10 protein-coding genes are annotated in these 12,017 nt (G+C 68.9%); 2 read left to right on the forward strand and 8 right to left on the reverse strand.

Translation table 11 applies throughout. The annotated features are described in order from the left end of the window. Positions 1-73: 73 nt before the first annotated feature. Positions 74-2,260, reverse strand: a complete 2,187-nt coding sequence (locus ITP53_RS01795) for a non-ribosomal peptide synthetase (RefSeq protein ID WP_195893488.1) — start codon at positions 2,258-2,260, stop codon at positions 74-76. A 448-nt stretch (positions 2,261-2,708) separates the two neighbouring features. On the opposite strand from ITP53_RS01795, the gene ITP53_RS01800 reads away from it, so the two are divergent. Continuing rightward, on the forward strand, positions 2,709-4,169 hold the full coding sequence (locus ITP53_RS01800; RefSeq protein ID WP_195893489.1) for a 4-hydroxyphenylacetate 3-hydroxylase family protein: 1,461 nt from the start codon (positions 2,709-2,711) through the stop codon (positions 4,167-4,169). A gap of 31 nt (positions 4,170-4,200) precedes the next feature. On the opposite strand, the gene ITP53_RS01805 is transcribed toward ITP53_RS01800, so the two are convergent. The 7 genes from ITP53_RS01805 to ITP53_RS01835 form a co-directional block, all read right to left on the reverse strand. Beyond that, a complete protein-coding gene (locus tag ITP53_RS01805; RefSeq protein WP_195893490.1) occupies positions 4,201-5,457 on the reverse strand; it encodes a cation:proton antiporter domain-containing protein in 1,257 nt (418 codons plus the stop codon). Positions 5,458-5,603: 146 nt separating this feature from the next. Next, positions 5,604-6,377, reverse strand: coding sequence for an SDR family oxidoreductase (locus ITP53_RS01810; protein WP_195893491.1), 774 nt, complete (start codon positions 6,375-6,377; stop codon positions 5,604-5,606). A 34-nt stretch (positions 6,378-6,411) separates the two neighbouring features. Continuing rightward, complete coding sequence (locus ITP53_RS01815; protein ID WP_195893492.1) at positions 6,412-7,860, reverse strand: aldehyde dehydrogenase; 1,449 nt, start codon at positions 7,858-7,860, stop codon at positions 6,412-6,414. Then, entirely contained in the window at positions 7,857-8,333 is a 477-nt protein-coding gene (locus ITP53_RS01820) for a RidA family protein (RefSeq protein ID WP_195893493.1), read from the reverse strand. The genes ITP53_RS01815 and ITP53_RS01820 overlap by 4 nt, the downstream gene beginning before the upstream one ends. Further along, positions 8,330-9,367 carry an amidohydrolase family protein gene (locus ITP53_RS01825; protein WP_195893494.1) on the reverse strand — a complete coding sequence of 346 codons (1,038 nt, stop codon included), beginning with the start codon at positions 9,365-9,367 and terminating at the stop codon, positions 8,330-8,332. The genes ITP53_RS01820 and ITP53_RS01825 overlap by 4 nt, the downstream gene beginning before the upstream one ends. Then, a complete protein-coding gene (locus tag ITP53_RS01830) occupies positions 9,364-9,921 on the reverse strand; it encodes a 3-hydroxyanthranilate 3,4-dioxygenase (RefSeq protein WP_195893495.1) in 558 nt (185 codons plus the stop codon). The genes ITP53_RS01825 and ITP53_RS01830 overlap by 4 nt, the downstream gene beginning before the upstream one ends. Next, a complete protein-coding gene (locus ITP53_RS01835) occupies positions 9,918-10,415 on the reverse strand; it encodes a flavin reductase family protein (protein WP_195893496.1) in 498 nt (165 codons plus the stop codon). Before ITP53_RS01835 ends, ITP53_RS01830 begins: the two co-directional genes overlap by 4 nt. Before the next feature lie 704 nt (positions 10,416-11,119). Here ITP53_RS01835 and ITP53_RS01840 point away from each other — a divergent pair. Continuing rightward, positions 11,120-11,998 carry a tryptophan 2,3-dioxygenase gene (locus ITP53_RS01840; protein WP_195893497.1) on the forward strand — a complete coding sequence of 293 codons (879 nt, stop codon included), beginning with the start codon at positions 11,120-11,122 and terminating at the stop codon, positions 11,996-11,998. Positions 11,999-12,017 lie beyond the last annotated feature (19 nt).

Consider the following 12,017-nt stretch of genomic DNA (forward strand, 5'->3'; position numbering starts at 1 on the left):
GCCCGGGCGGGCCCCCGGTCTGATCTGCCCTAACGGGCCCGCCCAATCCGACACGCTGGGCGGGCCCGCCCGGTCAGCGGGCGCGGCGGGGCGTGATCGAGGGTGTCGCGGGCTTCGCCGCGCTGACCTGCTCGGCCAGCCCGGCGACCGTCGGGGCGTCGAGAATCATGCGTATCCGCACCTCGACGCCGAGCTCCCGGCGGATCCGCGACATGACCTGGGTGGCGAGCAGCGAGTGGCCGCCCAGCTCGAAGAAGTTGTCGGAGATCCCCACCTGCGGCAGGTCGAACACCTCCGCCCAGATCTTCGCGACGGTCTTCTCGACCTGGTTGCGCGGCGGCTCGAAGGGGCGCGCGGTGCCGGGCGCGGGCAACGCGGCGCGGTCGAGCTTGCCGTTGGGGGTCAACGGGAACGAGTCGACGCGCACGAACGCGCCGGGGACCATGTAGGCGGGCAGGGTCCGCCGGCACCAGTCCGGCAGGCCGTCCACCGGATCGGCCGCGACGTAGTACGCGACCAGGCGCTTGTCGCCCGGAATGTCCTCGCGCACGGCGACCACCGCCGCCTTGACATCGTCGTGCGAAGTGAGCACCGACTCGATCTCCTGCAGCTCGATCCGGAAACCCCGGATCTTCACCTGCTGGTCGATGCGCCCCAGGAACTCCAGCTCCCCGGTGGGCAGCCAGCGGACCAGGTCGCCGGTGCGGTAGGCCCGGGCGCCCGGGGTGAACGGGTGGTCCACGAACCGCTCCGCGGTCAGTTCCGGCCGGTTCCAGTAGCCGCGCGCCACCCCCGGTCCGCCCACCCACAGCTCTCCGGGCACCCCGATCGGCGCCAGGCCGCCGTACCGATCCATCACGTAGACCTCGGTGTTCGCGATCGGACGGCCGATCGGCATCGTCGGCAGGCCGTCCTGCCTGACCCGGTGACAGGTGGTGAACGTCGTGGCCTCGGTCGGGCCGTAGCCGTTCACGAGCACGGCGGGCGCCCACGGCCCGGCCATGAGGCTGTCGGCGATCGACCGATCGACCGCCTCGCCGCCGTACAGCACGGTCTTCATCCCGGCGAACAGGTCCGGGCAGTCCACGACATGCCGGTTGAACAGCGACGCCGTCAGCCACATCGTCGAGACCCCGTGGCGGCGAACGGCCTCCTTCAGCCCCTGGGCGTCGAGCACCGTGTCTCCGCTCATGATCGCCAATCGGGCGCCGGAGCACAGCGCGCCCCAGCACTCGAACGTGAAGACGTCGAAGGAGAAGTTGCCCGTCTGCGCGACGACGTCGTCGGCGGTCACGTCCGCGTACCAGTTGCCGTCGACCAGCCGGCAGATCGACCGGTGCTCGACCATCACGCCCTTGGGCCTGCCGCTCGAACCTGACGTGTACATGACGTACGCCAGGTCCGCCGGCCCGGCGACGGGCGGCAGGTCCGTGTCGGGGCCCGCGGGCCAGCCCTCGTCGAGGAGCATCAGGGCCGTCTCGGAGGTCCTGTCCCGCAGCTCCGACGACGTGATCACCAGTGACAGGCCGGCGTCGCGCGCCATGAACGCGAGGCGCCGCGGCGGATAGTCGGGATCGAGGGGCACGTACGCCGCGCCGGCCTTCATGACCGCCAGCACGGCGATCACCAGCTCCGGCCCGCGCTCCAGGCAGACGCCCACCAGGGCACCCCGCTCGATCCCGCGCTCGCGCAGGTGCCGGGCCAGCTGGTTCGCCCGCCCGTTCAGCTCCCGGTACGTGAGCGCCGCCGCGCCGCTCACCACGGCGAAGGCGTCCGGCGTCCGCGCGGCCTGGGCCTGCACGAGCTCGTGCACGCCGGCGTCCCGCGCGAACGGCGCGGCGTTGTGGTTGAACTCGTGGTCGTTGAACTCGTGGAGAACGCGCTCCCGTTCCCGAGGCGGCAGCAGGTCGATCCGCCGCACCGGCCGGGCGGGGTTCCGCGCGGCGCTCTCCAGCGCGATCACGCAGAGCTCGGGCAACCTCGCCGCAGCCGTGGCGTCGATCAGATCCGTGGCGAGTTCCATGTGACCGGCGTGACCGGCATCGTGCCCCCCGGACAGGGTGAACGGCACACCGTCGGCGTTGTCACGGTGGACGAGCTCGTCGAACGTGGGGTCGCCGCCCAGCGGATCGTCCTCCCACGTCAACCGTGACAACACGAGCAGGACGACGGCCCGCGCGATCGCGGCCGGCGACGTGCCGTGGCGGTCCGCGAGCAGACGCACCAGGTCGGCCGGCAGCGTCAGCGGTGTGGTGGTCATGCCACTCTCCTCGGTCGATCGGCGAGCCCCGCTCCAGGCGCCACGACGCGCGGCGGTATCCATCCTGGCGGCGTCGAGGCCCCGTGCGCCGCGATGGTTCCGGACTCGTGCGCTCCGCTCACCGGCGGGCCGGCTCACCATTCCCCGTGACCGCGGCCCGGCGCCCCACCTCCGGCTTCCCGAGGCGTCCACGCTTTCTCACCCGGTGACCGGCCGGCGGACAAATCCAGAGCAGTGTCAATGGTCCGGTCCGAAGTCTGCGATAGGTCGGCGACCACGGGCAGCGACATGCGTCCCCGGCCCCCAGGGGTACTGGAACCGATAGAACCAGCGGGCCCCGAGCCGCGTCAAGGGATTGTCACGGAAATACCCGGCCGCGCGACCGCGCAGCCGTCCGGAGTCAGCCTGGGACTACCAACCTCCGGTTCTTCTGGGTAGTGTCGTACGGGTGCTGAAGACTGGTAAAGAGCACCTCGAAAGCCTGCGCGACGGCCGTCGTGTCTACATTGGCCGAAAACTAGTCGAAGATGTCACGGCGCATCCCGCGTTCGCTCGCGCGGCGCAGACGATCGCCGACCTGTATGACTTCAAAGCCAACGCCGCCAACCGTGACGTGATGAGCTATGTGGATGACGACGGCGGCACTTACAGCTCATACTTCATGCGGGCCAGGACCCGTGCGGATCTCGCCAAGCGCTCGGCCGCGCACAAGCAGATCTCAGATCTGAGCTACGGGCTCCTGGGCCGCTCCCCGGATTACGTCGCCAGCTTCGTGACGGGAATGGCGATCTGTCCCGAAGTCTTTGGTGACGGCGCCGACAGAATAACCGCCTACTGGCGCCACATGCGCGACAATGACGTGTACGCGGCCCACGCGATCGTGGCCCCGCAGGCCGCGCGGGACCCGGCATACTATGAGCGCGAGAACAGGCCGATCCCCACCCTTCGGGTCATCGAGGAAAACGACTCCGGCGTGGTCGTGCACGGCATGAAGATGCTCGCGACCGGAGCGATCCTCGCCAACGAGATCTGGATCGGCAACATCCTGCCGCTCGCCCCGGAGAACAAGGCCGAGTCGATCACGCTGGCGGTGGCGTGCAACGAACCCGGCCTGTCGTTGTGGTCGCGCCGGCCGCTCAACGTGCCCGGGGGCGCAGAAGCCGACGACCCGCTCAGCCGGCGATTCGACGAGACCGACGCGATGGTGCTCTTCGACCACGTGTTCATCCCCTGGGAGCGGGTCTTCGTGCACAATGACGTCGCGCTGTCGCGGGAGCTGTACTTCCGGACTCCGGCGCACGCGTACGGAAACCACCAGTCCAGCGTGCGTTTCCGGTCGAAACTCGAGCTGGTGGTGGGCCTGGCGAGCAGAATCGCCCAGTCCACGGGGGCCGACCAGGTCCCCGCGGTCCGGGAGACGCTCGGGCGGCTCGCCTCACAGGAGGCACTCCTGGCGGGCCTGATCGACGGTCAGCTCTGGAGCGCCGAGCCGTGGGGAGATTACCTCAGTTACAACCGGCGTTCGATGTACGCGGCCATGAACTGGTGTGTGGAGAATTACTCCGGGATCATCGACGTGCTCCGGGAGCTGTGCGGCGGCGGCGTGCTGCAGATGCCGGCCGACAGCTCGGTGCTGGACGACGAAGAATTGTCCACGATATTCAAGGAGTTCTGGCACACCCCGCAACTCGACGCGGTGAGCCGGATGAAACTCCATCGGCTGGCATGGGACCTCGTCGGCACCGAGTTCGCCGGCCGCCACCTGCAGTACGAGAAATTCTACGCCGGTGCCGGTTTCATCGTGCGTAACCACAACTTCCGTGAGGCGCCGTGGCCCCGGTTCCACGGCGTCGTGGACGACCTGTTGTCGTCCTACGGAAATTCGGCGGAATCCGGGGACGATTCCTGAGGGCCCCGGGCGCATCGGCCCAAGCGTCGTGTCATTCCCCGTCACGGGCGATTGACGGTGCCGCCGAATTCTGCGGGTCCTGATCGATCGGATCGCGGTTCTCCGGGCCGCGGAGCCATTGCAGCAGGGGGCCCGACATCGCCGTCGTCACGACCGCCATGACGACCATGAGCGAGTAAAGGCTGGAATTGAGCACGCCGATCTGTAATCCCACACCGAGTGCGATGAGTTCGGTCAGCCCGCGGGTGTTCATCAGGGTGCCCAGGACTGCGGACTGCCGCGTGGACAGTCCCTGCGAACGGGCGCCGGCGAAGCCGCCGACGAACTTCCCGACGATCGCCGTGACCAGAATCAGCCCCAGCTCCGCCAGCCCGGTGGTGCCCATCTGGGAGAGGTCGACCTTGAACCCCGCGACGAAGAAGTAGATCGGGAGCAGGAGCACGGTGCCCATCTGGATGCGGTGCGTCAGATCCGCACGCGTCCTGTCGGCCGACTTCCGCGGCATGGCCAGGCCGAAGAGGAACGCGCCGAACACGAAATGCAGCCCGAGCAACTGCGTCACCGCGGCCGAGGCGAACAGGCAGGCCAGCACGATGGCGAAATGTCCGGTGGTCAGCTTGTCGCCGTGGCGGAGCAGCCGCCCTAGCCACGGCCGGACCACGAAGAACAGCAGGGCGGCGAAGGGCGCCACCAGGAAAACCATCCAGTGGTCCGCGACCCCGTTCACGATGGCCTGCACCAGCGCGAGCGACGTCCATGCGACGAGATCGCACACCGCCGCCGCGGACAGCGCGATCGAGCCGATCAGCGTCCTGCTCATGCCCCGGTCGACGAGGATCCGCGCCAGCACAGGGAACGCCGTGATCGACATCGCCGCGCCGAAGAACAGCACGAATCCCAGGAGATCACCGGTCCGGTGGTTGCCGGCGAGGTGGAGCGCGAGCAGTGAGCCCAGCCCGAACGGCAGGAGCATCGCACCCAGCGCGGTGGCGCCGGCCACCCGGCCGGAACCGCGCAGCCGATCGTGGTCGAACTCCAGCCCCACCAGGAACATGAACAGCACCAGGCCGACGTCTGCCAGGGAGGTCAGGTGCGGCCGGACCTCGACGGGGAAGACCGTGCTCGCCACGGCCCCGTTGAAGAGCGTGGGCCCGACGGCGATGCCCGCGATGATCTCCCCGATGACCGCGGGTTGCCCGAGCGCCTGCGCGAGCCTGCCGACGACCTTCGCCACCAGCACGATCACCGCGACGTCGAGGAGCAGGATCGCCACCTGGAATTCGGTCAATTCGCTCCCCGTGGTGTGCGCGCCGGCCTAAGCGGTGCCTGATCAGTGGCTGAGCGGTGCCTAGCGGTGCCTGATCAGTGGCTGAGCGGTGCCTAGCGGTGCCTGATCAGTGGCTGAGCGGTGCCTAGCGGTGCCTGAGCGGTGGCCTAAAGGGTGGGCACGGCGCCGCCGTCGCACCGGATCGCCGTTCCTGTGACGTACGCGGCGGATTCGCCGCACAGGAACGCGGCGAGCGCGCCGAACTCGGCCGGCCGGCCGTACCTGCCCGCCGGGATGGCTGCCTGGGCGCGCGCGGAGAACTCCTCGACCGGCATGCCCTCGCGCTCGGCCCTGAAGGTGTTCATCTGCAGCGTACGGGCGGTCTCGATCCGTCCAGGCAGCAGCAGGTTCACGGTGACGCCGTCGCCGGCCACCTCGGTCGCGAGCGTCTTGAGATACCCGCCGAGCGCGGCCCGGCCGATGTTCGACAGCGCCAGGCTGGGAATCGGCGCCACGACGCCGACGGACGCGATGGCGAGGATCCGGCCCCAGCCGCGTTCCCTCATCCCGGGCAGGACCAGGGACACGAGCCGCTGGTGCGGCAACACCAGCGCTTCCATGGCCGTCACGATGGCCTCGTCGTCGATGTCGGCCGAACCGCCGGGCGGCGGTCCCGGACTGTTCGTGACCAGGATGTCGACGGGGCCGAACGCCTCCCGCGTCGCGGCGACCAGATTCCTGGGCCCGTCGGGTGCGGTCAGGTCCACTTCGACACCCACGGCTTCGGGGAGTTCGGCGGCGATCGCCTTGGCGACTCCGCCCCTCCGCCCAGAGATCACGACCCGCGCGCCCTCGGCGGCGAGCGCTCGCGCGGTGGCCTCGCCGAGGCCCGCGGTCGATGCGCAAACCAGGGCCACTCGTCCACGAATCCCAAGGTCCATCAGGCGGACACCTCCTGTACGTACGTCGTTGAGCTCATGAGTTGTCCGCCACGTTCATGACCACGGTCTTCGCCTCGGTGAAGAACTCCCGGGAGTACCGGCCGCCTTCGCGGCCGACGCCGGAGTGGCCGTACCCGCCGAAGGGCGAGCGAAGATCGCGGACCCAGAAGCAGTTCACCCAGACATTGCCCGCCCGCAGCCGCCCGGCGACCCGGTGCGCCCGGGAAAGCCGGCTGGTGAACACCATCGCGGACAGGCCGTAGCGGGTCGCGTTGGCGGCGGCGACCGCCTCGTCCTCGGTGTCGAACGGGTGGATCGTGACGACCGGGCCGAAGACCTCCTCCTGGGTGATCCGCATCTCCGGAGTGGTGTCCACCAGTACGGTCGGCGCCACCCACCAGCCGTCGCGAGCGCCTCCGGTCAGTGCCACGGCACCGTCCTCCGCGGCACGACGCAGGTGAGCCGTGACCTTCGCGTGGTGTTCCGCGGAGGAGAGCGGACCGACCTCGGTGGCCGGCTCGCGGGGGTCGCCGAGGCGCAGCTGCCCGGCTGTCTTGACCAGGCGCTCGACGACCTGGTCGTAGACGGTCCGCTGGACCAGGATCCTGGTGCCTGCCAGGCAGATCTGACCGGCGTTGGCGAACGCCGCGTCGGCCGCCACGGCCACGGCCCGCTCGATGTCGGCGTCCTCGAAGATCAGCGAGGCGCCCTTGCCACCGAGCTCGAAGCTGACGGCGCGGACGCCGGCGGCGGCCTCGCGCATGATCGCCTCACCGGTACGCGTCTCGCCGGTGAAGGTGATCAGGTCGACACCGGGGTGCGCGGCCAGGGCCTGCCCCGCGCCCTCGGGGCCCACTCCGTGCACGACGTTGAGCACGCCAGGTGGCAGTCCGGCTTCGACGGCGAGCTGGGCCAGCCGGGTCGCGGAGGCGGGGCTCTGCTCGGCGGGCTTGAGCACCACGGTGTTGCCGTACGCGAGCGCGGGCGCGATCTTCCAGGTCTCCTGCATGAGCGGGAAGTTCCACGGGGAGATCGCGGCGACCACGCCGGCCGGTTCATGACGGGTGTAGACGTGGTGCCCAGGCTGCCCTGGCAGGCTGTCGTCGGCGGCCATCGCCGCGTGGTCGGCGAAGAAGCGCAGGTTGGCGGCACTGCGCTGGACGTCGTTCGTCCTGGTGAGCGAGAACGGGCGCCCCATGTCCACGGTGTCGAGCATGCCCAGCTCGGCGGCGTTGGCCGGCAACACCTCCGACAGCCTGCGCAGCAGGGCGGAGCGCTCCTGCTGCGTCATCCGCGGCCATGGCCCGTGGTCGAACGCCGACCGCGCGGCCTCCACCGCTCGGTCGACGTCCTGTTCGGCTCCGAGCGCCACCTCGGCCCATGGCCGGCGGGTGGTGGGATCGACCGACGGCATGGTTGCGCCGTCCGCGGACGGCGTGGTGACCCCGTCGATGAAGTGATCGATCGGTTCCAGCCGGGTCATGACCGGTCGGGCTCGAGCTGCAGGACCATCTCGATCTCGACGGCGAAGTCGTGCGGCAGCGCGATCGCACCGATCGCGGAACGCACGTGCCGTCCGGCGTCGCCGAAGATCTCCACCATGAGGTCGGAGGCCCCGTTGAGCACCTGCGGGTTGCGGTCGAACCCGGCCTCGCAGTTGACGAATCCAAGGATCTTGACGATCCGCTTCACCCGGTCGAGCGAGCCGAGCTCTTCCTTGGCCAGGGCGAGCGAACGCAGGCCCGCCTCACGGGCCGCCTGGTAACCCTCGTCGACGTCGAAGTCCACCCCGATCTTGCCCAGCCGGTCGTGGCTCCCCTGCCCGGACAGGAACAGCAGGTCCCCGACCCGCACGGCGCTGAGGAAGTTGCCCGTCCGCTTGGGGGACGGCGGAAACTCCAGCCCCAGCTCCTTGAACCGCTCCTCGGCGGATGACGTCGCGGCTTCACCGCTCATTTCGTGCCCCCATTGGTTGTGTCTTGCGGCGTTCCTGTCAGCAACGCCACGGCGTTGGTCGAAAGGATCATGGCTTTGGTGCCGTCGTCGAGCGAGGACTCCAGCACGACGTCCCCCGCGCGCTGCTCGCCGAACGGGAACGGGTAGTCGCTGCCGACCACGAGGTGGTCCCAGCCGATGCGGTTCGCGACGAGCCGCAGGTTGGCCTCGTCGCCCGCGAGCGAGTCGGCCCACAGCCGGCGGGCGGCCGAACCCGGGGTCTCGGTGGAGGCGCCCCTGCGCTCCGGCCAGGTGGCCCAGCCGCGGTCGATGCGGGGAAGGAGCCAGGCGAGTGCGCCCGCACCATGCGCGAGCAGCACGCGCAGGCCGGGTACGGCACCGAGAACGTTGCCCTGCAGCAGGGCGAGCGCCGCGTACGAGGTCTCGGTCGGCATCCCGACGGTGTACATGGCGTTGTAGCGCGTGAGCCGATCGGCCGTCCGCACGTCCCACGGATGCACCAGCACCGGCACGCCCAACTGGGCCGCGGCCTGGAAAACCGGCAGGAACGCGGGATCGTCGAGGTCGCGACCGGCGACGTTGGTACCGATCTCGACACCACGGAGCCCGAGCTCGGAGACGGCGCGTTCGAGTTCCTTCAGCGCCAGGTCCGTGTCGCCCAGCGGGAGCGTCGCCAGGCCGGCGAACCGGCCGGGCGCGTGCCTGACCATGCCGGCGATCTCGTCGTTGACGTGGCGGGCCATCTCCGCGGCCTGGTCGGGCGGCGCCCAGTAGCTGAACATGACAGGAGTGACGGACAGCCACTGCGTACGCACGCCGGCCGCGTCCATCTGCTCGACGCGCGCCGCCGCGTCCCAGCAGGTGTGCGGCACGGTGCGGAAGTGCTTGCCGCCGACGAACAGGTCGGCGCTGCAGGCGTCGATCTCGCGGCGGACCGGCCAGCGGTCGTCGCCATAGCGTTCGGCCAGGTCCAGCCAGCGCCGGGGAAGCGTGTGGGTGTGGCAGTCGACCAGTTCGGTGCGCGCGTCCGTCATTCCGCCTCGTCCAGGACGAACGGCCCCGGCTGCGGCAGAACGGAGCCGCACTTCCGGCATGTACGGCGTTTCTCGCTGGCCTGGAATTCGTCGAGCAGGGGTCCGAGGGAGGCGATCATCTCCGACGACTCCATGCTGACCCGCTCGATCAGCGCGTCGCATCGATCGCAGTACCACTCGACGTGCTCGACGTCGCCCGGCTTGCGGCGGATCTCGACGACCAGGCCCCAGGTGCCGGCCGGTCGTAGCGGCGAGTGGGCGACGCCGGCGGGCACCACGTACAGCTCGCCCGCGCGGACGAGCTGGCGGTGCGGGCCGGCGCCCTCCTCCCGGGTGTCGACCCGGATCGTGCCCTCCAGCTGGATGAAGAGCTCGTCGTACGGCTCGACGTGGAAGTCGTTGCGCTGGTTGGGACCGCGTACGAGCACCACCTCGTACTGCGAGTCCGGATACAGGGACTTGGCGGCGAGCGCGCCGGGGAACGCCGCCGCGCCTGCCCGGCGAAGCTCGTCCACGGGGACGAGCCGGCTTCGCGTGTCATCCAGGTGCGTCATGCGGTAGGGCCTCCTGTCGTCTCGATCTCGCGGCCAAGATCTAGGAATCGGTGTCGGTGGTAGACGAGCGGCTCCGCGTCGCCATCGGTCCAGTAGGCCGTCTCGATGCTGCCGATCAGCAGCGTGTGCGTGCCGTACTCGAGGGACTCCGACACGCGGCACTCGAAGGACGTCAGAGCGTCGGCGAGCACCGGCACGCCGCGCGTGCCCGCGGTCCAGTCCCCGGTGCCGAAGCGTTCGGCCCCGTTCAGTCCGCGGTGGCCGGCGAACGTCTGCGCCAGTCCGACGTGCCGGCTCGCGAGAACGTTGACGGAGAACAGTCCTGTACTGCGCAGCAGCCGGTAGGTTCCCGCACCGCGATTGAGGCACACGACCAGGCTCGGTGGCTCCGCGCACAGGGAGCACACCGCGGTCGCGGTCATTCCACGCCACCCCGCCGGGTCGGCGGACGACCCCGTGGCGACGATGCTCACCGCGCCGGCAAGACGGCTCATTCCCATCCGGAAGCTCGACAAGCTGATCTCATGTGCCATGGCGGAACTCACAAAGTTGCTCCGGTTTCCTACGGACACGTCAACGGCGGCCGGCGGCGAGCTCGGAACACGCACGGTCCCCCGCCCACCGATCCGGCTTCACGTGCTCAACGGCGTCAGACTGCGGAGTCCGCCGGAATCCCGGAAGTGTCCTGGCCAATTCGTCGTCATCAAGCGCCGGGGAGTCGGTTGGCACCGGCATCATGCCTCCGTCGCACAATTCGCTCAGAAGGTCGACAAGATCGGAGTAGGTCTACTGTGTCGTTTTGGGGCACCACGGCCTCATGTGAGGCTTACGCTCCCTGTCACGCATGTGGCGCCGGCGGCTGTCGGGTGTTCCCGGTCTACGGGACCCGGTTGACGATACACATGAAATCCGACATTTTGGTAGCCCCAGACCGGATATGTTGCGGCTGATCCGCACGGTCACATTCCGCTACATCCCGATCGACCCATTCGTCCCGTGCTGGGGGTTTTGTTCTATGTGTCCTAATTGGGCGCATGACGGGGGCTTGACAATAATCAGAACCCCCTGCTTACATCGACCGAGTTAGCTACACGGGGGTTCGCGGGGGAATCTTCTGGTCCAGCCTGGCTGACCCTCCAGACAGCGCCAGTCCCTTTATTAAGGCCGCCTTGAAGCGAATGGAGGCCTTGAAGTAAACATGAATGACCCTACTGGTCGGTCGCTGGCAGCAGAAGTTCGCGAGGAGGGTGCCCCTGTTGCCGATGACGACCCAAAAGTCGTGTCGACGGACGAGGGTAACCCTTTCATCAGATACGTAGGCAGTGACGTGCTGCTGTCGTTGCAATATCCACGCACCGACGCGCCCGCGGAACCGGCCTTCCTGATCATGACCCAAGTGATGGAGCTGCTGTTCAAGCTCGCTCATATCGAAGCCTTACGCACGAGAGACCAGCTGGAAAGCAGCGATGTCACGGGGGCGCTGTGGACGCTGCGCAGGCTCGGACAGGTGTCCGCCACGTTGACCGGCAGCTGGGACGTGCTCGGCTCACTGAGCCCCACCGAGTACGCCGAGTTCCGCGAGCAACTCGGCAGCGGAACCGGCTTTCAGTCATTCATGTACCGGCAAATGGAGTTCCTGCTGGGCAACAAGAATGCGAAGCTGGCCGAGGCGCATCGTGCCGACGAGAGAATCCATCGCGACCTCGTACGCACCCTGACGGAGCCGAGCCTCTATGACGCCGCCCTTCGCCTGCTGTGGCGGCGCGGCCTGCCCGTCCCGCGCAGCTGCGTCGAACGCGACTGGAGCGAGCCGTACGAAGAACAGGACGCCGTCGTCGACGCCTGGCACGTCGTCTATGTCGAGAAAGACAAGTACGGCGACCTCTACCAGCTGGCCGAGGCTCTCATGAGTCTCGCCGCCGACCTCGGTCAATGGCGTTACACCCATTTACTGACGGTTGAACGGCTGCTCGGGGCCAAGGCCGGCACGGGCGGCACAACCGGCGCGAACTGGCTGCGCAGGGTCGCCGATCACCGGTTCTTCCCGGAGCTCTGGATGGTCAGGACGAAATTGTGATCCGCGCGCACGGGGGCGG

Origin of the sequence: Nonomuraea cypriaca (genome assembly GCF_015645445.1) — a bacterium.
Taxonomy (GTDB): Bacteria; Actinomycetota; Actinomycetes; order Streptosporangiales; family Streptosporangiaceae; genus Nonomuraea; species Nonomuraea cypriaca.

Excerpts from the sequence above, each read along its gene's own strand:
- ITP53_RS01795 (WP_195893488.1), bottom strand. The coding sequence starts at position 2,260 with ATGACCACCACACCGCTGACGCTGCCGGCCGACCTGGTGCGTCTGCTC.
- ITP53_RS01810 (WP_195893491.1), bottom strand. The coding sequence starts at position 6,377 with ATGGACCTTGGGATTCGTGGACGAGTGGCCCTGGTTTGCGCATCGACC.
- ITP53_RS01815 (WP_195893492.1), bottom strand. The coding sequence starts at position 7,860 with ATGACCCGGCTGGAACCGATCGATCACTTCATCGACGGGGTCACCACG.
- ITP53_RS01820 (WP_195893493.1), bottom strand. The coding sequence starts at position 8,333 with ATGAGCGGTGAAGCCGCGACGTCATCCGCCGAGGAGCGGTTCAAGGAG.
- ITP53_RS01825 (WP_195893494.1), bottom strand. The coding sequence starts at position 9,367 with ATGACGGACGCGCGCACCGAACTGGTCGACTGCCACACCCACACGCTT.
- ITP53_RS01830 (WP_195893495.1), bottom strand. The coding sequence starts at position 9,921 with ATGACGCACCTGGATGACACGCGAAGCCGGCTCGTCCCCGTGGACGAG.
- ITP53_RS01835 (WP_195893496.1), bottom strand. The coding sequence starts at position 10,415 with ATGAGCCGTCTTGCCGGCGCGGTGAGCATCGTCGCCACGGGGTCGTCC.
- ITP53_RS01840 (WP_195893497.1), top strand. The coding sequence starts at position 11,120 with ATGAATGACCCTACTGGTCGGTCGCTGGCAGCAGAAGTTCGCGAGGAG.